Source organism: Mesorhizobium sp. W016 (genome assembly GCF_054719485.1).
The window spans coordinates 78,340-96,748 of sequence record NZ_JBTTIF010000002.1 but is presented as its reverse complement, the minus strand read 5'-3'; the positions used below and the strand labels follow the sequence as shown (position 1 = coordinate 96,748).

The following is an 18,409-nucleotide window of genomic DNA, read 5'->3' as shown; positions in this document are numbered from 1 at the left end:
CTCTATCTCTTTGTTTTAACGCAATTCCGGACGGAAAACCGCTCACACTTTTCCTGGAATTGCTCTAATCGAGCGGCTTGATCTTGCCCAGCGGAATGAAGCCGAGCGAGGCCTTGCCCTTCACCACCTTGAGCGGCATCGACGGTTCGTTGCCGAGCAGCGCCAGACCGGCAAAGCCTTGCTCGATCTGGCTCTTCTGCTCGGGGATTGCGGTGGCGAGGATTGCCGCCACGGCTTTGGGATCCTGCAGCTTGATCGTCAGGTCGGCATTGACCTGGCCGTTGGCGTCGACCGACACCGGGCCGGAGACGGTGATGCGCGCGGTTCCCGACGACAGATCGAGCTTGTGGATGTCGACCGCCTGGCCGCGCAGGCTCCTGGCCTGCGTCTTCATCAGCGCGACGCCGTTCTTCAGCGTCGCGTCGCCGCTGCCGTCGAGCGGCGGCAGCACGCGCCCGCCGATCGCGTCGGCGTCGATCTCAAGATCGGTGAAGCTTCCGGTATAGCCAAGGTCCTGGCCGTCGGGTCGCAACTCGCCCGCCGCGGTTCCGGCGCTGAACAGTGAAACCGGGTCGGTGTCGTCGGCCGGATCGGTCTGGCCGGACAAGCTCTCGGCCTGCAGCGAAATGCTGCGTGGCAAGGGCCAGGAGAGCTTGGCATTGGCCTGCAGATTGTCCCAATCGATCCATAGCGGCGCCATCCCGGGCACCGAGGTGCGCAGCGGCCCACGCAACTCGGCGGCAGGCGACAAAGGCCGGATGAGCTCTGCAACGAAGTTGAAGCTGCCTGCCGAGGCGGCAACGTTCCTGGCGTCGTCCTCGTAAGCCAGATTGTCACAGGAGATGGCAAAACTCAGGGGGTAGCCGCTGACGGTGAGGTTGGCGCAGCCGGCCTCGATGCCTTTGTCCTTGAGCGAGGCCACCGCCTTGTCGGCTTCGCTGCTGACGCGACCGGCGACATAGAACCAGACTGCGCTGTAGACGCCGAACAGCATAACGAGCAAGGCAGCGAGCCACATCAGCCGGCGGCGAAACTTCGACGGACGCTCGTCACTTGACGTCATGCTGCGGCTTTCATTAACGCGGGCGTGTTGCGGGTGGACTGTGGCTTACGCAAAAGCAAAAAGAACAGAAGAGCACCGATTCCGATGCGGCGGCGTCACTCTCGTACAATCAGGCTTGGCGATATGGGCGATTTTTGGGTTTTTGGCTACGGCTCGCTGATCTGGCGACCGGGATTCGCCCATGTCGAGACACGGCGCGCGCGGCTTTACGGCTACCGCCGGTCGCTCTGCGTCTATTCCTTCGTGCATCGCGGCACGCGCCAGCGGCCGGGCCTGGTGCTAGGCCTCGACCGTGGCGGCTCCTGCATCGGGCTGGCCTTTCGCGTGCCCGGCGAGCTGCGCGATGAGGTGCTGACCTATCTGCGCGAGCGCGAATTGGTGACCAGCGTCTACCTCGAGCGTGTGCTCGATATCAGCCTCGACGGGAATGGGGCGGCCGCGGGAGAGAGAGTGAAAGCGGTTGCCTATATCGTCGACCGCCAGCATGAGCAGTATGCCGGCGGGCTCGACCCCGCGCATGCGGCAGGTGTTATCCGTGGCGCCGTCGGCCAGTCCGGAAACAACGAGGACTATGTGCTCAACACGCTGCAGCATCTCGCGGCGCTGGGTATCAGCGACCACTGGCTGGAAGAGGTGGCGAAGCGGATCGCCTCGTGAGCCAGTGGACCACGGCGAGCCTGCAGGCGAAGCGCTCGCGCCTTTGTGAAGCGCTGGCCCGCTGGAAAATTGGCTGAGGCCTTTGACCTCGGCGCGGCGAGACCTAGCTTAGCTGCGGCCCGAAGCATTCGGGTCGCCCGCCGCCAGCCCACGGAGCCCCGTCTTGCAAAAACGCCGTCTCGGTCAAACCGACCTTTCCATCGCGCCGCTGGTCCTGGGCGGCAATGTCTTCGGCTGGACCGCGGACGAGAAGACCTCCTTCGACCTGCTCGACCGGTTCGGCGGCGCCGGCCTCAACGCTATCGATACGGCCGATGCCTATTCGCGCTGGGTGCCCGGCCACGCGGGCGGCGAGTCCGAGACCATCATCGGCAAATGGATGAAAAGCCGCGGCAACCGTGACAAGATCATCGTCATCACCAAAGTCGGCTCGGATATGGGACAAGGCAAGAAGGATCTGTCCGCTGCCCATATCGAAAGGGCAGTCGAGGCGTCGCTCAAGCGACTGCAGACCGATGTCATCGACCTCTATTTGTCGCACTGGCCGGACCCGACCACGCCTTATGAAGAGACGCTCGGCGCCTACCAGAAGCTGCTCGCTGCCGGCAAGGTCCGCCATATCGGCGCCTCGAATCTCGACGCCGGCCAGCTGCGCGCCGCGCTCGATGTTGCCAGCCTGCGCGGGCTGCCGCGCTACAGCGTGCTGCAGCCGGAATACAATCTCTACGATCGCTCATCCTTCGACGGGCCGCTGCATGATGTGTGCGTGGCCGAGGATATCGGCGTCATCACCTATTTCAGTCTCGCCAAGGGGTTTTTGAGCGGCAAATACCGTAGCGAGGCCGATCTCGGCAAAAGTGAACGCGGCGGCGGCGTGAAGGCTTATCTCAATGCGCGCGGCATGCGCATTCTGGCCGCACTCGACACTGTGGCGGCGCGCCATTCGGCCAAGCAGGCGGAAGTAGCACTCGCATGGGTGATGGCGCAGCCCGGCATCACTGCGCCGATCGCCAGCGCCACGACGCTGGACCAGGTCGACAGCCTGGTGCGCGCCGCATCGCTGAAGCTCAGCGCGGAGGATCTCGTGGCGCTGGACAAGGCCAGCGCCTAGCCGCGCAGGTTCGGCACGATCGTTCAAGACGACGGCTGTCCGCCTTGCCACACTGTTCTCCATTATTGTGGAGAAGAGGCAGCATGGCCGCAGACATTCTTTCGCAGGCGCAGCCCTGGCAGCAATTGCTGGCGCTGGTGCTGGCGGCAACCGTCGTCATGGGCAGTCCTGGCCCGGCGACGATCAGCGTCACGGCGATAGGGGCCGCCTTCGGCCTGCGCAATTCGCTTCACTACACATCGGGGATCATTTTAGGCACGGTCGCGGTGCTGCTGGTCGTGGCCACCGGCATCAAGGCTATCCTCACCTCGATGCCGGGCGTAGCGCCAGTGCTGGCGGTCGCTTCAGCCGCCTATATTCTCTACCTCGCCTACAGAATAGCGACAGCGCCGCCGCTGGCCGCGCGTGACAGCAGCGCGGTTCTGCCGACCTTCCTCGGCGGCTTCCTGCTCGCCGTTGCCAACCCGAAAGCCTATCTGGCGATTGCTGCGGTCCTTGCTGGCTCCGCGACCGCAGCTCTCGGCATCCCGGCCAGGCTGGCGGTTCTCACCCTGATGATCGTAGCCATCCATGTGCTGTGGCTGCTGGCCGGCGCGGCCTTCGCCCGCACCCTGCGCCAGCCGCTGACGTCGCGGATCATCAATCTGGCCTTCGCGGCGACGCTGGTGCTGACCACGGCGCTGGCGGCGTGGCCTTGAGCCGGCCCGCAGAAGAGATCAAGCTTTGGTCTTTTTTGTTTTGGCGCGATTCAGGACGGAAAAAACCGCTCACACTTTTCCTGGAATTGCTTTGGCGGCCGCGGCGAGTTCGGCCAGCCGCTTGACCGCCGTCGGCGGCATTTGCGGCGGGTTAGGAGCCTGCGATGCCTCGATCAGCAGCTGGTCGCAGGCGGCTTCCGTATCGCCGATCAGCCGGTCCATGAATTCGTCCTTGCCGAGCCCGGGCGGGATCGGCGGCAGGAAGCGGGCCTTGATGGTGCCGGGAAAGCGCAAAAATTTGCGGCGAGGCCAATAGAGGCCGGCGACATGGGCGACCGGTACCACCGGGACGCCAAGCTGCGTATAGAGCTCGACAATGCCGTATTTGTAAGCCGGCTCGTCGCCTGGCGCTCGGCGCGTGCCTTCGGGGTAGATAATCAGCTGGCGCGGATTGCGCCCCATCTCCTGCTTTGTCGATGCAACGACCTGCTTCAACGCCTTGGAGCGGCTGCCGCGGTGAACCGGGATCATCCGCATCTTCAGGATGTACCAGCCGAAGAAGGGGATCCAGGTCAGCTCGCGCTTCAGGATATAAAGCGGATCGTGGAGGAAGGGAAAGAAAGCGATCGCGTCCCAAAACGACTGGTGTTTCGGCGCCAGGATGAAAGAGCCCTCCGGCAGGTTCTCGACGCCGGTGATGTCGCTCCTGGTGCCGGCGATCTTGTCGTAGAGCCACAGGCTGGTGCGCGACCAGAATTTCGGCACGAACCAGGCGCGATGGCGTGGCGAGAGGAAGTAGTAAGGGGTCCAGAGGACCATCTGGACGATCAGATTGACATAGAAGACGAAGTTGAACGCCAGCGAGCGGATATAGAGCATGCGGGGAAGGGCCCGTTGAGGAGGTGTGCGTTGGTTACACCAAGCGCGGGCAAAAAGGAAACGCCGCAATGGCCTGACATAGGCCGGCTCGCCACTGACTCAAGCCAGTCTCAACTCACCACGTCGCCTGCAACAGCCGCTGCTTCAGCCGCGGAGCGGCGAAATCGAGGAACGCCCTTAGTTTCACCGCCAGCAGGCCTTGGCCGGCATGGACGAGGCTCACCGGCCACGGCTGCGGCTCGAAGGGTCGCAAGACCGGGACGAGCACGCCGGAACGTACTGCGTCCGCGATCTGGTAGGAGAGCACCCGCGTCATCCCGGCGCCTGCAATCGCGGCATCGATTGCAGCTTCCGCCGTGTTGACGCGCAGCCGTGAGTGGATCGGCACGATCAGTTCGCCCTTGTCGCCGGCAAAGCTCCAGCTGGCGAGCGCTGCAGGCCCTTCGAAACTGATGCATTCATGCGCGGCCAGATCGTCCGGCGTCCGCGGCATGCCATGCGCGGCGATATAGGCGGGGCTGGCGCACACGACGCGACGGATCGCGCCGACGCGGATGGCAATGAGGCTCGAAGGCGCAAGCTCGCCGATGCGGATGGCAAGGTCGAGATGTTCCTCCGCCAGTTGGGTTATCCGGTCAGCCAGCGTCAGGCGAATGTTGACTTGAGGATAAGCCGCCAGGAATTCGGTGACGACAGGCAGCACGTGCAGGCGACCAAAAACGACCGGCGCGGTGATGAACAGGTCGCCGATCGGCGTGCTGTATTCGCCGGCAGCGGTGCGTTCGGCTTCGCCGACCTCGCCGAGGATGCGGCGGCAGGCGGCGAGATAGGCCTGGCCGGCATCGGTCAGCGTGAGCTGCCGGGTCGAACGGTTCAGCAGGCGCGCCTGAAGGTGCTTTTCGAGGTCGGAAACCTTGCGGCTGACCGTTGCCAGTGGAATGCCGAAATGGCGGCCGGCAGCGGAAAGGCTGCCCGCTTCCACCGCGGCGACGAACAGCGACATGGCTTCGAGACGATCCATACTTTCTTCCGGAAATTGGAAGGATAGCTTGCAACTATGCCATCTACATCCAAAACATGGAAGGATCTACCTCTTCGCGTACAATGGCCGTGTTTCGGCCTCGCGGAGGCTTCCATGAATGCTCACACTTTCACCAGCGATGTCGCCTTCACGCCGACGGTCAAGGCGATCCAGACCCGCAAAGGTTCGCGCAAGGGCTATGCCAGCGCCGAGGAGCGCGGCGGATGGCGCGCCCATATGACGCCCGACCTCGCCGACTTCATCGCGGCGCAGACCAGCGTCTTCCTGTCGACGGCAAATGGCGAGGGTCAGCCCTACATCCAGCATCGCGGCGGGCCAGCCGGCTTCCTCAAGGTGCTGGACGAGAAGACCATCGGCTTTGCCGATTTCTCCGGGAACAGGCAGTTCATCACGCAGGGGAATCTCGCCGACAACAACCAGGCATTCCTGTTCCTGATCGACTATGCGCATCGCCAGCGCGTCAAGATCTGGGGCACGGCGCGCGTCGTCGAGGACGATGCCGAGCTTCTGGCAAGGCTGATGCCGCAGGACTACAAGGCGCGCCCCGAGCAGGTCATCTTGTTCACCGTCTCGGCCTGGGATGCCAATTGCCCGCAACACATTCCGCAGCGATTCGAGGCCGCCGATGTCGCGGCCGCACTCGCCGAACGCGACAAGCGGATTGAAAGCCTCGAACAGGAGATTGCGCGGCTGCGTGGCGCGGAAGACGGCACGGCCAAGGGGTAATCGAGCGCCGTCAGAGTCGTCTGTCTGGACGCAATTCCCAAGGGAAAGCGTACGTGCTTTTCCCGGGGAAACCGCTACACACTTTTCCTGGAATTGCTTTAGTCCTTGGCGGTCGAAACCTCGGCCAGTGCGACGCTGTCGGCAGTCTGGCGGACCGGGACGACGCCGCGCGCAAGCGCCAGCAGGTATTTGCTGTATTCGGTCAGAAGCACGCGTAGCGCTTCCGGCTTGGTCAGCCAGTCGCCATTGTCCAGATTGGTGTTGACCACCGGATAGGGTTCAAGCCTGGCGCCATGCAGCAGGCGGCCCATCTCGAGCAGGCTGCGCGGCATGTGGTAATTGTTGGTGACGAGGATGACGCTGCCATAGGCGTGGCTCTCCACCCATTTAGCGCTTTCCTCGGCATTGCCGATCGTGTCGAGCGCGGCGCGGTCGATGTCGACACAGCAGGAAAACAGCGCCTTGTCGCCGCCGGTAGCAGCCTGCAATTGGCGGCGGCTGGCAGAGGGATGCACGCCTGAGATCAGCAGCCGCTCGCCCTTGCCGGAGGCAAGCAGATCGAGTGCTGCGTCGAGGCGGGCCTGACCGCCGGTCAAGACGATGATCGCATCGGCCTTGGCTGGGTTGGTCGGGGTCGTCATGTGGCTGACCTTGCTGGCGAACCAGCCGAAGCCACCGGCAAACAGGGCCACCAGCAGCAGTAGACAGAGGGAGGCGAGACGCAGGGCGGTGCGCAAACGGCCCAGCCCGGTACGCACACGCAAACGCACCACTGGCATCTGTCCAGCCGTTCCGGTCGACTCCCGCGCGTTCATCATCCTATGGTTAATCCTGAAATGCCTTTTTGGTAAGGAAAAAAGCGCACATTGCGTTACGTCGGTTTTCGATCCGTGATCGTCCCTTCCATTCCTGTCCTTGCCCCCGAACTGTTTTCGCTTCTGCCCTCACGGTTCACCCCGCATCCGGCTGGCGGACATCGATGTCGCTGAGATAGGCGACGACGGTGGCGTGCGAGGTCGCCGCCGTCAGTCCGCCGATCACCAGCACCATCAGGCCGACGCCGAGATAGCCTGCCGATCCGATGGCGAAATTGCCGAACAAAGCGGTGGCCTGGTCGGCCTGCGGCGTTGCCATGTTGCGCGACGACCACCAGGAAAAGACGATGAAAACCAGGATCGCGGCTGCGCCGCCGGCGGCCGCGCCCTTCATGCCGGTGACCAGGAAATGCCAGCGGAATTCGCGCGCGATGAAGCGCGCCTCGGCGCCGACGAAATGCAGCACTTCGATGATATGGCCGTTACCCGCCATAGCGCCGCGCGTCGCAAACACTACGGTCAGCACCGTCGCCGACAGCATCAGGACCAGCACGGCGATGCCGATGGTGACCGTGGTGCGGGCCATGGCGACCAGCCGGTCGACCCATGTACGGTGATCGTCGAGCGAAGCACTCGGCAGCTTGGGCGTGAGCGCCGCACGGATGGCGCTAAAGTCGGGCGGACTGGTCTCGTCGATGGTGACGATGATCAGGCGCGGCACCGGCAATTCGTCGATATTCAGGCCCGAGCCCAGCCATGGCTCCAACAGACGCGCGGTGGCGTCGCGATCGATGATCCGGGTTTCCTTCACGCCGGGGAATTCGCCGACGATCTGCGAGGCCTGGGCAAGGGCTGCCTCCATGTCGAGGCCGTCGACCGGTTTGATCTGAATCGTCGCCTCGCGCGAGATCTGGTTTTCCCAGACCGAGGCAGTGTCGCGCACCAGCGTGACGGCGCCGAAAGTCAGGCAGGACAGGAAGGTCATGATGGCGATGACCAGCACCAAGGCGCGGCCGGCAATATTCTGCGCCGGCACGATCGGCGCCATGCGGCGGTGGACGCGCTGCGTCGTCGTCGCGGGCTCGGCGGCGTCTTCATGCAGCTGTTCGGCCGATAGCTCAGTCATAAATATCCAGCCTTCCGCCGGCCAGGATCATGCGGCGCGCGTCGACCTGCTCCATCAGGCCGAGATCGTGAGTGGCGATCACCACCGCGGTGCCGAGCCGGTTGAGCTCAATGAACAGCCTGAGCAACCGGCGCGCCAGCGGCGGGTCGACATTGCCGGTCGGCTCGTCGGCAAGCAGGATTTCGGGCTGTTCGATCAAGGCCCGGGCGATTGCCGCGCGCTGCTTTTCGCCACCCGAAAGGACCGGCGGCAGCACATGCATGCGCTCGCCCAGGCCAACCCATTTCAAAAGTTCGGTGACGTCGGTGCGGTAGCTCGCTTCCTCGCGGCCGCGCACGCGCAGCGGCAGAGCGACATTCTCATAGGTGGTCATGTGGTCGAGCAGGCGGAAATCCTGGAACACCACGCCGATGCGGCGCCTGAGATGCGGCAGTTCAGCGCGCGAGATGCGCGAGCGGTCCTTGCCGAAGATGGTGATCAGCCCGCGTGTCGGCTTCAGCGACATGAACAGAAGGCGCAGCAGCGTCGTCTTGCCGGCGCCGGAGGGCCCGCTCAGGAACTGGAAGGAGCTCTCCGGAATGTGCAGGGAGATGTCGCGGAGGATTTCCGGACCCATGCCATAGCGGAGGCCGACATTTTCGAAGCGGATCACGTGCGACGACCTGAGGTGTGTGGCGGCGGCGTGCCAGCCCTTTCTGTCCAACGACCATCGGCCGCCATGGTTAACCGTCGGTTAATTTTCGCTGTTTTTGAGTGCGTCACAAGGGTTCCGGTGGGGAAGCGTTAACCATTTCCATTTACGCAAAAGAAACGAAGAGGCAACAGCGGGGCCATGATGGCTGAGCAACGAACCGCGCGCCCGGTTTCCGGCGAAATCATGACCGGGACAAGTGTCGCACCGGAATCGCGGCCTGTGGCGACCGACATCGTCGATGCGGATTATGAGGTGCTGCCGCAGCTGATCCCACTGATAGAAGCCATGCCGACGCCGGCGCGCGACATCGCGACGCCGTCGATGGAAGGCATGGAGATGCTGCGCAAATCAGATGCGTCAGCCGGGCGGCCGGCATCGCGTGGCGGGCCGATCTTCTGGATTGCCGGCATCGGTGCGGCGCTTGCCGCCTTCTGGGTCTCGGGTGGCCACGCGCTGGTGCGCCAGACGCCGTTCTGGTCAGTCGAACAGCCGGAGGGCGCCGTACTCAGCATTGCCGGCGTCACGTCGCGTGTCGACGCCTCAGGACCCGCCCCGGTGCTGTTCGTGGATGGCGAGGCCGTCAATGACGGTTTGAAGGCGGGACAATTGCCGCCGCTGGAGATACGTGTCACCGGCAATGACAGCCGCATCACCCGTTATACTCTGGGGACATCCAACCGTTCTCTGGCGCCCGGCGAAAGATTCGGCTTTTCCAGCCGCCTCGATGTGCCTAGAAACGGCGTCAAGGCCGTGGCGGTCACCTTCGCCGGCTAGTCGGTTCTCTGGAAAGGTTGTTGATGCCAGTTGTGCGCGGCAAGGACATCGAGGTCCTGTTTTCGGCGTCCGCGATCGCGCGGCGCAATCTCGAACTCGCCAAGGAGATCGCCGAGCACGACTATCACGACCTGCTGGTGATTTCGGTGCTGAAGGGCTCGTTCATCTTCGCCGCCGATCTGATCCGCGCCATGCACGATGTCGGGCTGTCGCCGGAGGTCGAGTTCATCTTCATTTCCAGCTATGGCGCCGGCACCACCAGCGGCGAGGTGAGGGTGCTGCGCGACATCGACAATGAGGTCGCCGGCCGCGACGTGCTGCTGATCGACGATATCCTGGAGTCGGGCAAGACGCTCTCCTTCACCCGCAACCTGATGCTGTCGCGCGGCGCCAAAAGCTGCGCCATCGCGGTGCTGTTGGACAAGCGCATGCGCCGCCAGACGGAGCTGAACGCCGACTATGTCGGCTTCGACTGTCCCGATTACTTCGTCGTCGGCTACGGCATGGACGTCGCTCACGCTTTTCGCGAACTGCCGTTTGTCGGTGTGGTCAAAGGCGATGCCTGAGAAAAGGGCCCGACGCTTCAAATTTTCAGAAAAAGTCAACTTTTGCCCGCCAAATTCCGGCCCATGGCAAAGCTTCTGATCGTCGAGGACGATGAGTCCGTCCGCACCCTCGCCGCCCGCGCGCTCGAACGCGCCGGGCACTCGATCGATATCGCCGCCGACGGCGCGCAGGGGCTGGCGATGGTCAGTGCTGCAGGCGGCGGTTACGACCTCGTCGTCTCCGATATCCGCATGCCGGAAATGGATGGCATCGAGATGGCGATCGCCGCAGCCAGGCTTTTCCCTGACATGAAGATCCTGCTGATGACCGGCTATGCCGACCAGCGCGAGCGCGCCGAGGAATTGAACGGCATCATTATCGACGTCGTGCAAAAGCCTTTCACGCTGGCCGAAATCCGCTCGCGGGTCGACCAGGCGCTCGCCTGCTTCGCCTGACACGCTTCAGGCGGCATCCTGAGACGCGGCGAGGACAGGCGCAGCGCTCCGGCGCCGTTCGGTGTTGAGCGCCAGCAGACCGGCGCCGATGATCAGCGCCGCACCGATGGCGGTGGTCGAGCGCGGCACCTCGTCGAAGAACAGGAAGCCCCACAGCGGCGACCAGATAATCCCGGTGTATTCGAAGGTGGCGACGCGGTTGGCGGGCGCCAGCCTGTAGGCCTGCGACAGCAGAATCATGCCGGCCGAAGCGACGAAGCCGCAGGCCGCCATCTTGAGGAAATCCGGGGTCGTCGGCCAGACCCACGGCCGCACCAGGAATTCGAGGCTGGGGTGGACAGCATGGGTTATGCCGGCAAGCCAGAATGTGCCGGCAACCGCAGCGGCGCCGACCAGATAGGCGCCGTTCTGGTAGAAGGCCATGACGGTGGAGGATTCGGTGTCGCCGATCTTGCGCGCCATCAGCTGTGAAAAGCCGTAGAGCAAAGCCGAGCCCAACGAAAGCAGCGCCGCCCAGTCGAACAGGCCGGCGCCCGGGCGCAGCATCACGACCACGCCCAGCATGCCGATCAGCACGGTGGCGAGAGCCTGCCAGGATACCCGCTCGCCGAGATAGGGCCCGGCTATCGCCATGATGAACAGGGGCGCCATGAAATAGAGCGCCACCGCGTCGGCGAGCGGCAAGGCAGCGATCGCCAGATAGTAGACCGTATAGGAGGAGAACTGGATGAAGGCGCGTATCGTCAGCAGGCCGAACCGCTTCGAGGCGATGGCCCGCAGGCCGACATCGGCGCGAACGAGAACGACCAGGATCGGCAAAGCGACGATCGAGCGGATCCACATCACCTCGGTCACGGGATAGCCGGCTGACACCGCCTTGACCAGCGGGTCCTGGAGCGAGAACACCAGCACGCCAAGGCACAGGCTGATGATGCCGAGAACGATCCGGTTGCGCATATTGTTCTGCCGGCCCTTGCCTTAACTGCCCGCAGCCGCCCGGCCATGGGGTAAAAAGAACCCGCCACCGTTTTGGGCAGCGGGTATGAGTGAGGACTCTTTGATTGGTCCGCAGCCGGTTTCGCGGCGGCATATCCAATGGGTGAGCGGACTATGCTGCGGCGTTTGACATGTTGCAAACGAATTGGAATGATACCAGAGATCAAATTTGCTTATGACGGATTCGATGCGGCCGACTCTCGACAGCGATCTCCTGCGCACCTTCGTCGCCATTGCCGAAGCGGGCAATTTCACCCGGGCGGCGGAGCAGGCCGGGCGCACCCAGTCGGCGGTGTCGATGCAGATGAAGAAGCTCGAGGAGCTGGTCGGCGACAGCCTGTTCGAACGCGGCTCGCGCGGCGTGGCGCTGACGCGCCGTGGCGGCGAGCTGATCGTCAATGCCCGCCGCATCGTCTCGCTGCTCGACGAGACGGCGGCATCGATGGCGGCGGCACCGCTTGGCGGGCCGGTGCGCATCGGCATTCCCGAGGAATATGGTCACGCCATCCTGTCGCGCGCGCTCGGCGCCTTCTCGAAGCGTCACACCAAGGTCGAGGTCACCGTGCGCTATGCACATTCCGGCGCCCAGCTGGCGGCGCTAGCCGCCGGTGAACTCGACCTCGCCGTGGTGTTCGAATGGCAGGATCCTTCCGGCGGCGAGGTGCTGATGCACGATCCGACAGTGTGGGTGACATCGAGCCTGCATCACATGCATGAGGAGCGGCCGGTGCCGATCGCGCTCTACAACCGGGCCGGCTGGTGCAAGGACTTTGCCATCAAATCGCTTGAGCAGCGTGGGCTGGCCTACCGTGTCGCCTATACCAGCGACACCACCGGCGGCCTGAAGCTCGCCGTCACCTCTGGCCTGGCGATCGCGCCGATCTCGCACAGCAATATTCCGGATGGCTGCCGCGAGCTCACCGCCGCGGACGGGTTCGGCCACATCGATTCCTCGAATGTGGTGATGCATCGCAACCCCAATGCCTCAGGCGAGGCGATCGACGGCATGCAGGAAGCAATACGCGAGGCGTTCGTCAACCGGCCGGCTTAGTCTGTTGCATCCTCGTAGAAATGCAGCCGATTGCCGAAGGGGTCGCCGACCGACACTTCACGGGTCTGCCACGACGTGGTTTCGAGGCCCGGCCGGGCGTAGCGGTATCTCTTGCCGATCAGTTCGCGGTGCAATGCCGCGATGTCCTCGACCTTGATGCGCATGGCTATACCCGGCGCGCCGTCGCCATGATGTTCGCTCAGATGCAGGACACAGCCGTCGCGGATTACACCCATGTAGAGCGGCGCATTGTCGTCGAAGCGGTGCTCGAACTCGACCTTGAAGCCGAGAAAGTCGACATAGAATTCGCGTGCCTTGGCGATGTCGAAGATGCGCAGGATGGGCGTGACGGCACCGAGTTTCGGCATGGCGCTGATACCATTCAGTTCGACGGATGTTGCCTTGGAGGCTACTTCAGCTCCAGCAGCCGCTCGAGGTAGCTGCGCTCGATGTCGGGGCTGAGCGCGTTGCCGAGCCGCTTGCGAATCGCCTCGAGAATCTGGCGGGCGCGCTGCACGTCGATCTCGTCGGGCACCTTCACCGAATCGCCGAAATCGGGTCCGCGGCTGGCGCGTGGTCGGCCCAGCGGATCGCGGCCGGCGTCCTGTTGGCGGCCGCCTTCCTGGCTGCCGCCCTGGTCGCCCTGCATCGCCTGCAGCTGCTTCATCATCTCCTTGGCGCCCTTGCGCAGCGCTTCCAGCGCGCGACCCTGGTGGCCGACTGCCTGGTCGCCTTCGCCTTCGCCAAGCGACTTTTCGGCATTGCCCATGGATTTGCCAGCGTCGCCAAACCCCTCATTGGGTTGCATGCCCATGCCTTCCAGGCCCTTCTTCAGCTTGTCGAGTTCGCTCTGCAACTGGCCCTGGCCTTCCTGCAGCTGCTTCATCGCATCGGCGAATTCCTGCGGTGTCATCGACTTCGGCCGGGCGAGAGGATCGCGATCCTTGCCGACGCCCGGCTGGTCCGGGTCGTCGCCATTGCCTTCGCCGGGCTGCTGATTATCTCCGCGCTGCATCTGGTCCATGCGGTAGGTGTCGTTCATCATCTCCTGCTGGCGGCGCATGATCTCGCCCAGCTTGTCCATCTGCTGGCGCATCTCGCTGTCCTGCTCGCCGCCCTGCTGCTGACGGCCGGCCTGCAGGTTGTTCATCATGTTTTCCAGCTGCGACAGCAGCTCCTGCGCCTTGTCGCGGTCGCCCGACTTCGCCAGGTTCTCGATCTGGTCCATCATGCGGTCGATATCACTCTGACGCAGCTCGCGACCATTCTGCTGCATCTGCGGCGCGTTCGGGTTCTGCTTGGCGCGCTCGGCGAATTCCTGCAGGAATTCGTTCATCGCCTCGCGCAGTTCCTTCATCGCCTTTTCGATCTCTTCGTCGCTGGCGCCGCGCTTGATGGCGTCCTGCAGCGCCTGCTGGGCCTGGCGGAGCCGCTTTTCGGCGGACGAGAGATTGCCTTCCTCGATGCCGAGCGCGATTTCCCAGAGATAGGCAACCTCGTTGCGCAACTGATCGTCGCTGTCCGACATCTTCAGCCGGCTGCGGGCGCTCATGATGGCGAGGTAATGCGACATGTTGTCGAACGTGTCCTCGGGCCGCAGCGTGATGGCGTCCATCAGGTCGAGCACGCGCGGCTTGGCATTGGCGTCGAGCGCCAGCAGGCGGCGCTGCTCGACCACCGCCCGCGCCAGCGGGTTGGCGAAGGGCCGCTCCGGCATCACAATAGTCTTGGTTTCGCTGGTCGCGGTGTGTCCGGCATCGTCGGTGGCCACAAGCGACAGCTTGATGCTGGCGCCGGCCCAGACATGCTCGGTGAGGTCCTTAGTGGTCTTGGCGGCGTTCGCCTTGCCGCCGCGGCGCGGCAGCGCCAGCGGCAGGTCAGGCGGACCGTAGAGCGGATGCGCATCGGGCGCCGCCGGATCGGCCAGCGCGAAAACCGCCTTGGCGGTGGCCGCGCCATAGTCGTCGTCGATCTGGTAGTTGAGCTCGAAGGCGCCGTTGACGGCGCGCTTGGGCTCGCCGACGAAGCGGATCGTCGGCGGATTGTCGGGGATCACCGCGAAGGCCCAGCGACCGAGATCGGCTTCGCCCGACTTCAGCGTCAGCGTGCCGTCGGCGGTCAGCTTGCCGGTGAACTGGCGCAGCTTGGGGGTCGCGGGGTTGACCGCCGCTGCCTTGACGGCCGCCACCTGTGGTCCCGACGGGTCGATGGCGCGAGCATTGCCGCCCTTGTCGGCAAAGCTTAGCGTTTCCTCGCCGGAGCCGCCGGTCACGCGCAGCGAGACGTCGCTGCCTTGCGGCACGGTGAAGGTGGCAACCGCCTGCTTGGCGTTGCCATCGATGACTGGCGCGGTCAAGAAGATGGGCGGCTTGCCGGTATAGGCCGGCGGGGTCACCCAGGCATCGATGCGCGGCGGTACGATGTCGCGCGCCGCATGGGCACTGAAACCATCGGACAGCCTGCCGCCGGACGGTCCGAAGGAGAAGGCAAAAGCGGTGACCAACAGCAGCGCCGCCACGGCACGCAATGCCCACGGATCGCGCTCCGGCACGCGCGTACGCGGCAGGTCGGCGCCAAGGCTGCCGAGCTTGTCGGCCATGCGCTTTTGGTGTTCGCGCCACAACGCCTGGGAAAAGATGCTTTCCTTGCCGCTGGGACGGTCGGTCTGCACCAGCACCGGGCTGTGCTGCAGCTGGTTGGCGGCCTCGATACGGCGGTCGATTTCAGCGGCGGATGGAAGCTTGAAGAAACGCAGCGGATAGAGCGCCGCCAGCGTGGCAATACCGAACGCCGTGACCAGGATAACGCGCGCAATGTCAGGCAGCCGGGGGAAAAGGCCGAGCCAGGAGAGGCTGAGAAACAGGCTGGCGATGATGAGCAGCGGCAGAAGCAGCGGCCAGCCGCGCTCGACCGTCATCGAGACCCGTGTCGCCAGCCGGCTCAGGGCAAGCCGCCCGGCCAGGCTGCGATCGCCACTGGAAATGGGGCGTTCCGTCATCGGCCCTTCCTGCCCGGGCGGGATGGCCCGGACTCAACAAGCAGAAGTTTACCAGCAAACACGGCAAAGGCGAGGCGGTTCCGGAAAACTTGAAAAGCTTTGACGGGTTTGCGTCCCACTTCAGTCGAAGCAAGGTTTAGAATTTCGCCGGATCGGTATTCGAGCCGCAGACAAGGACGGCGATCCGCTCGCCCGGCGCCGGCGTGTAGCGGCCGGACAGCAGCGCTGCGAAGGCCGCTGCGCCGCCCGGCTCGGCGATGATCCGCACCCGCTCCCACAGCGCCTTCTGCGCGGCAATGATGGCGTCGTCGGTGACCAGAATGGAGCGCTCGACAAAAGCCTCGGCGATCGGGAACATCATCTCGCCGACGCGTTTGGGCGCCAGCGAATCGGCGGCAACGCCTTCGGCGGGCGCATCGACGGGGTGGCCGGCTTCGAAGGCGTGATGCAGCGTCGGCGCGCCTTCGGGCTCGATGGCGATGATCCTGATGCCGCCGGCAAACCAGGCGGCGATGCCGCCGATCAGGCCGCCGCCGCCGACAGCGACCAGCAGCGTGTCGATGTCGGGCAGATCGTTTTCGATTTCGAGGCCGAGCGTGCCTTGGCCGACCAATGTTTCCTCCTGGTTGAAGGCATGGATCTGCAGCGCGCCGGTCTTTTCAGCAAAAGCCTCGCTGGCGGCCAGCGCCTCGGCATAGCGGGCGCCGCCGACGATCAGTTCGGCGCCGTAGCCGCGGATGCGCTGCAGCTTGGCCGGTGGGCTGACTTCGGGAACGAAGATCGTCGCCTTGTGGCCAAGCCGCATGGCGGCATAGGCGACCGCGGCGCCATGATTGCCGCCCGATGCGGCGACGACGCCGGCCGCAGGCACCGGCCGTTCGAGCAGATTGGTGAAGGCGCCGCGCGCTTTGAACGAACCGGAATGCTGCAGGCATTCGAGCTTGAGGTCGACCGCCAGCGGCGGCCGGTCGAAATCGGCCATGTCGACGCGCAGCACCGGCGTGTGCCTGATATAGCGGCGGATGCGCGGTTCCATCGCGGCAATGCGTTCGCGCGTGACGGTGTTGCCGTTCGTCATGACCATCTCCCTCCTTGGGATTGACGGCAATTAGTAACTTGGCAAAATGGCTAAATGCAAGAGGTTGATGTCTTCAAGGCGATCGCCAACGAACGCAGGCTGCAGATCCTCGACTGGCTGAAGGATCCGCAGGCGCATTTCCCGGCCCAGGCAGACGGCGATCTGGTCGAGGACGGCGTTTGCGCGCTGCTGATCGCGGAGAAGCTCGGCATTACGCAGGCGACGCTCTCCGAACATATGCGCGTGCTTACCCAGGCCGGCCTGCTGCGCCCCAAGCGCATCAAGCAATGGACGTTCTACCGCCGCGACGAGGACAGGATCGCCGACACAAGGATGCTCATCCAGAACCGGCTGTAGCGCAGCCGGCGCTGCGGCTTCTATTTCAGCCAGTCGGGCACCGAATCCAGGCCGATCAGCTCGTCATAGGTCTGGCGCCGGCGCACGACGTGGAAACGGTCGCCGTCGACCAGAACCTCAGGCACAAGTAGGCGGGTGTTGTAGGTGCCGGATTGCACCGCGCCATAGGCGCCGGCGGTGGTGACGGCAATTAGGTCGCCAGACTTGAGCCGGGGCAGGTCACGGTCGAGGCCGAGATAGTCGCCTGTCTCGCAGACCGGGCCGACGACATCGACCGCCATGCGCGGCGTGTCGGCCGGCGGCTGCACCACCGGCTTGATGTCGTGGAAGGCATCGTAGAGCGTCGGCCGGATCAGATCGTTCATGGCGGCGTCGACGACGAGGAAGTTCTTGGCGTCGCCTTCCTTCACGAAGATCACTTCCGAGACCAGGATGCCGGCATTGCCGACGATCAGCCGGCCCGGCTCGAACATCACCTTCACTCCAAGCTTTGTCAGATGCTTCCTGACGATCTCGGCATAGGCATCGGGCAAAGGCGGCGGGCTGTTGTCGGTGCGGTAGGGGATGCCGAGGCCGCCGCCGAGATCGACATGCTCGACGGCATGGCCATCGGCGCGCAGCGCGCCGACCAGTTCCGCCAGAAGCGCGAAAGCATCGTCAAAGGGCTGCAACTCGGTGATCTGGCTGCCGATATGGGTATCGATGCCGATGGGCTTGGTGCCCGGCAGCCCGGCCGCGCGGGCATAGACCTGGCGCGCCCGTTGCCAGGGAATGCCGAACTTGTTCTCGGCCTTGCCGGTGGAGATCTTCCTGTGCGTCCTGGCGTCGACATCCGGGTTGATGCGCAGCGAGACCGGCGCCACCTTGCCGAGCGCGGTGGCGCGGGCCGACAGCAATTCAAGCTCCGGCTCGGATTCGACATTGAAGCAGAGAATGCCGGCCTCGAGCGCAAAATCCATCTCGCGCGCGGTCTTGCCGACGCCCGAGAATACGATCTTGCTGGCCGGGATGCCGGCGGCGAGCGCGCGGCGCATTTCGCCTTCCGAGACGGTGTCGGCGCCGGCGCCGAGCTTTGCCAGCGTTCGCAGCACCGCCTGGTTGGAATTCGCCTTCAAGGCGTAACAGACCAGCGTGTCGAGCCCGGCAAAGGCCCCGGCGAACACCCGGTAGTGCCTGGTCAAGGTTGCCGTCGAATAACAATAGAACGGCGTGCCGACGCTTGCGGCGATGTCTGGTATCGCCACGTCCTCGGCATGGAGCACGCCGTCGCGGTAATCGAAATGGTTCACGAGAGTGTTTCCGGAAGTTGGAGCACGAGACCTGGTTAGCACGAGACCTGGTCA

At 64.3% G+C, this 18,409-nt stretch carries 20 protein-coding genes; 9 read left to right on the top strand and 11 right to left on the bottom strand.

All coding sequences use genetic code 11. The annotated features are described in order from the left end of the window. Window positions 1-64 precede the first annotated feature (64 nt). Window positions 65-1,063, bottom strand: a complete 999-nt coding sequence (locus ACYG9V_RS00780) for a DUF2125 domain-containing protein (RefSeq protein WP_352762719.1) — start codon at window positions 1,061-1,063, stop codon at window positions 65-67. A gap of 123 nt (window positions 1,064-1,186) precedes the next feature. Here ACYG9V_RS00780 and ACYG9V_RS00775 point away from each other — a divergent pair, with 123 nt between their 5' ends. The 3 genes from ACYG9V_RS00775 to ACYG9V_RS00765 all read left to right on the top strand — a co-directional run bounded on the left by ACYG9V_RS00775 (window position 1,187) and on the right by ACYG9V_RS00765 (window position 3,529). Beyond that, the gene (locus ACYG9V_RS00775) at window positions 1,187-1,720 is read left to right on the top strand and encodes a gamma-glutamylcyclotransferase (protein WP_023673305.1); all 534 of its coding nucleotides are present in this window, start codon (window positions 1,187-1,189) and stop codon (window positions 1,718-1,720) included. 163 nt (window positions 1,721-1,883) lie between these two features. After that, a complete protein-coding gene (locus tag ACYG9V_RS00770) occupies window positions 1,884-2,831 on the top strand; it encodes an aldo/keto reductase (RefSeq protein ID WP_023685347.1) in 948 nt (315 codons plus the stop codon). A gap of 83 nt (window positions 2,832-2,914) precedes the next feature. Continuing rightward, complete coding sequence (locus ACYG9V_RS00765; protein WP_023685346.1) at window positions 2,915-3,529, top strand: LysE family translocator; 615 nt, start codon at window positions 2,915-2,917, stop codon at window positions 3,527-3,529. Window positions 3,530-3,598: 69 nt separating this feature from the next. Here ACYG9V_RS00765 and ACYG9V_RS00760 read toward each other — a convergent pair whose 3' ends face one another. Together ACYG9V_RS00760 and ACYG9V_RS00755 are read right to left on the bottom strand one after the other, a co-directional pair. Continuing rightward, complete coding sequence (locus ACYG9V_RS00760) at window positions 3,599-4,408, bottom strand: lysophospholipid acyltransferase family protein (RefSeq protein WP_023673308.1); 810 nt, start codon at window positions 4,406-4,408, stop codon at window positions 3,599-3,601. A gap of 115 nt (window positions 4,409-4,523) precedes the next feature. Then, complete coding sequence (locus ACYG9V_RS00755; RefSeq protein WP_352762718.1) at window positions 4,524-5,429, bottom strand: LysR family transcriptional regulator; 906 nt, start codon at window positions 5,427-5,429, stop codon at window positions 4,524-4,526. Between the two features lie 114 nt (window positions 5,430-5,543). Here ACYG9V_RS00755 and ACYG9V_RS00750 point away from each other — a divergent pair, with 114 nt between their 5' ends. After that, window positions 5,544-6,176 (top strand): pyridoxamine 5'-phosphate oxidase family protein, encoded by a 633-nt coding sequence (locus ACYG9V_RS00750; RefSeq protein WP_023673310.1) that lies wholly within the window; start codon window positions 5,544-5,546, stop codon window positions 6,174-6,176. A 98-nt stretch (window positions 6,177-6,274) separates the two neighbouring features. On the opposite strand, the gene ACYG9V_RS00745 is transcribed toward ACYG9V_RS00750, so the two are convergent. The 3 genes from ACYG9V_RS00745 to ftsE all read right to left on the bottom strand — a co-directional run bounded on the left by ACYG9V_RS00745 (window position 6,275) and on the right by ftsE (window position 8,769). Further along, complete coding sequence (locus ACYG9V_RS00745; RefSeq protein WP_023673311.1) at window positions 6,275-6,994, bottom strand: YdcF family protein; 720 nt, start codon at window positions 6,992-6,994, stop codon at window positions 6,275-6,277. A 133-nt stretch (window positions 6,995-7,127) separates the two neighbouring features. Then, window positions 7,128-8,117 carry a cell division protein FtsX gene (locus ACYG9V_RS00740; RefSeq protein ID WP_023704319.1) on the bottom strand — a complete coding sequence of 330 codons (990 nt, stop codon included), beginning with the start codon at window positions 8,115-8,117 and terminating at the stop codon, window positions 7,128-7,130. Continuing rightward, on the bottom strand, window positions 8,110-8,769 hold the full coding sequence (ftsE, locus tag ACYG9V_RS00735; protein ID WP_023685344.1) for a cell division ATP-binding protein FtsE: 660 nt from the start codon (window positions 8,767-8,769) through the stop codon (window positions 8,110-8,112). Before ftsE ends, ACYG9V_RS00740 begins: the two co-directional genes overlap by 8 nt. A gap of 180 nt (window positions 8,770-8,949) precedes the next feature. Here ftsE and ACYG9V_RS00730 point away from each other — a divergent pair, with 180 nt between their 5' ends. From ACYG9V_RS00730 to ACYG9V_RS00720, 3 genes are all read left to right on the top strand, one after another. After that, window positions 8,950-9,585: a hypothetical protein gene (locus tag ACYG9V_RS00730; RefSeq protein ID WP_023685343.1), complete on the top strand. Its 636-nt coding sequence runs from the start codon at window positions 8,950-8,952 to the stop codon at window positions 9,583-9,585. Window positions 9,586-9,608: 23 nt separating this feature from the next. Beyond that, window positions 9,609-10,151: a hypoxanthine phosphoribosyltransferase gene (gene hpt, locus ACYG9V_RS00725; protein WP_023673315.1), complete on the top strand. Its 543-nt coding sequence runs from the start codon at window positions 9,609-9,611 to the stop codon at window positions 10,149-10,151. Between the two features lie 63 nt (window positions 10,152-10,214). Further along, on the top strand, window positions 10,215-10,586 hold the full coding sequence (locus tag ACYG9V_RS00720) for a response regulator (protein WP_023673316.1): 372 nt from the start codon (window positions 10,215-10,217) through the stop codon (window positions 10,584-10,586). A gap of 6 nt (window positions 10,587-10,592) precedes the next feature. Here ACYG9V_RS00720 and ACYG9V_RS00715 read toward each other — a convergent pair whose 3' ends face one another. Then, window positions 10,593-11,543 carry a DMT family transporter gene (locus ACYG9V_RS00715; RefSeq protein ID WP_023686707.1) on the bottom strand — a complete coding sequence of 317 codons (951 nt, stop codon included), beginning with the start codon at window positions 11,541-11,543 and terminating at the stop codon, window positions 10,593-10,595. Window positions 11,544-11,769: 226 nt separating this feature from the next. Here ACYG9V_RS00715 and ACYG9V_RS00710 point away from each other — a divergent pair, with 226 nt between their 5' ends. Next, window positions 11,770-12,633 carry a LysR family transcriptional regulator gene (locus tag ACYG9V_RS00710; protein ID WP_023704318.1) on the top strand — a complete coding sequence of 288 codons (864 nt, stop codon included), beginning with the start codon at window positions 11,770-11,772 and terminating at the stop codon, window positions 12,631-12,633. Here the strand turns inward: ACYG9V_RS00710 and ACYG9V_RS00705 are convergent. The 3 genes from ACYG9V_RS00705 to ACYG9V_RS00695 form a co-directional block, all read right to left on the bottom strand. After that, on the bottom strand, window positions 12,630-13,001 hold the full coding sequence (locus ACYG9V_RS00705; protein WP_023685340.1) for a glyoxalase superfamily protein: 372 nt from the start codon (window positions 12,999-13,001) through the stop codon (window positions 12,630-12,632). The two genes, ACYG9V_RS00710 and ACYG9V_RS00705, sit on opposite strands and share 4 nt — an antisense overlap. Window positions 13,002-13,042: 41 nt before the next feature. Beyond that, window positions 13,043-15,631 (bottom strand): TIGR02302 family protein, encoded by a 2,589-nt coding sequence (locus ACYG9V_RS00700; protein WP_352762716.1) that lies wholly within the window; start codon window positions 15,629-15,631, stop codon window positions 13,043-13,045. A gap of 136 nt (window positions 15,632-15,767) precedes the next feature. Continuing rightward, complete coding sequence (locus tag ACYG9V_RS00695; RefSeq protein WP_352500415.1) at window positions 15,768-16,709, bottom strand: threonine/serine dehydratase; 942 nt, start codon at window positions 16,707-16,709, stop codon at window positions 15,768-15,770. A 54-nt stretch (window positions 16,710-16,763) separates the two neighbouring features. Here ACYG9V_RS00695 and ACYG9V_RS00690 point away from each other — a divergent pair, with 54 nt between their 5' ends. After that, on the top strand, window positions 16,764-17,066 hold the full coding sequence (locus ACYG9V_RS00690) for an ArsR/SmtB family transcription factor (RefSeq protein ID WP_023694025.1): 303 nt from the start codon (window positions 16,764-16,766) through the stop codon (window positions 17,064-17,066). 20 nt (window positions 17,067-17,086) lie between these two features. Here ACYG9V_RS00690 and lysA read toward each other — a convergent pair whose 3' ends face one another. Continuing rightward, on the bottom strand, window positions 17,087-18,355 hold the full coding sequence (lysA, locus tag ACYG9V_RS00685) for a diaminopimelate decarboxylase (protein WP_023751696.1): 1,269 nt from the start codon (window positions 18,353-18,355) through the stop codon (window positions 17,087-17,089). Between the last annotated feature and the right edge of the window lie 54 nt (window positions 18,356-18,409).

Bases quoted from the DNA above. Each gene is read 5' to 3' on its own strand.
- ACYG9V_RS00695 (WP_352500415.1), bottom strand. From the start codon at position 16,709: ATGACGAACGGCAACACCGTCACGCGCGAACGCATTGCCGCGATGGAA.
- ACYG9V_RS00730 (WP_023685343.1), top strand. From the start codon at position 8,950: ATGATGGCTGAGCAACGAACCGCGCGCCCGGTTTCCGGCGAAATCATG.
- ACYG9V_RS00750 (WP_023673310.1), top strand. From the start codon at position 5,544: ATGAATGCTCACACTTTCACCAGCGATGTCGCCTTCACGCCGACGGTC.
- ACYG9V_RS00720 (WP_023673316.1), top strand. From the start codon at position 10,215: ATGGCAAAGCTTCTGATCGTCGAGGACGATGAGTCCGTCCGCACCCTC.
- ACYG9V_RS00705 (WP_023685340.1), bottom strand. From the start codon at position 13,001: ATGCCGAAACTCGGTGCCGTCACGCCCATCCTGCGCATCTTCGACATC.
- ACYG9V_RS00760 (WP_023673308.1), bottom strand. From the start codon at position 4,408: ATGCTCTATATCCGCTCGCTGGCGTTCAACTTCGTCTTCTATGTCAAT.
- ACYG9V_RS00745 (WP_023673311.1), bottom strand. From the start codon at position 6,994: ATGATGAACGCGCGGGAGTCGACCGGAACGGCTGGACAGATGCCAGTG.
- ACYG9V_RS00775 (WP_023673305.1), top strand. From the start codon at position 1,187: ATGGGCGATTTTTGGGTTTTTGGCTACGGCTCGCTGATCTGGCGACCG.
- ACYG9V_RS00700 (WP_352762716.1), bottom strand. From the start codon at position 15,631: ATGACGGAACGCCCCATTTCCAGTGGCGATCGCAGCCTGGCCGGGCGG.
- ACYG9V_RS00765 (WP_023685346.1), top strand. From the start codon at position 2,915: ATGGCCGCAGACATTCTTTCGCAGGCGCAGCCCTGGCAGCAATTGCTG.
- ACYG9V_RS00690 (WP_023694025.1), top strand. From the start codon at position 16,764: ATGCAAGAGGTTGATGTCTTCAAGGCGATCGCCAACGAACGCAGGCTG.
- ACYG9V_RS00780 (WP_352762719.1), bottom strand. From the start codon at position 1,063: ATGACGTCAAGTGACGAGCGTCCGTCGAAGTTTCGCCGCCGGCTGATG.
- ACYG9V_RS00710 (WP_023704318.1), top strand. From the start codon at position 11,770: ATGCGGCCGACTCTCGACAGCGATCTCCTGCGCACCTTCGTCGCCATT.
- hpt (WP_023673315.1), top strand. From the start codon at position 9,609: ATGCCAGTTGTGCGCGGCAAGGACATCGAGGTCCTGTTTTCGGCGTCC.
- ACYG9V_RS00740 (WP_023704319.1), bottom strand. From the start codon at position 8,117: ATGACTGAGCTATCGGCCGAACAGCTGCATGAAGACGCCGCCGAGCCC.
- ACYG9V_RS00715 (WP_023686707.1), bottom strand. From the start codon at position 11,543: ATGCGCAACCGGATCGTTCTCGGCATCATCAGCCTGTGCCTTGGCGTG.
- ACYG9V_RS00755 (WP_352762718.1), bottom strand. From the start codon at position 5,429: ATGGATCGTCTCGAAGCCATGTCGCTGTTCGTCGCCGCGGTGGAAGCG.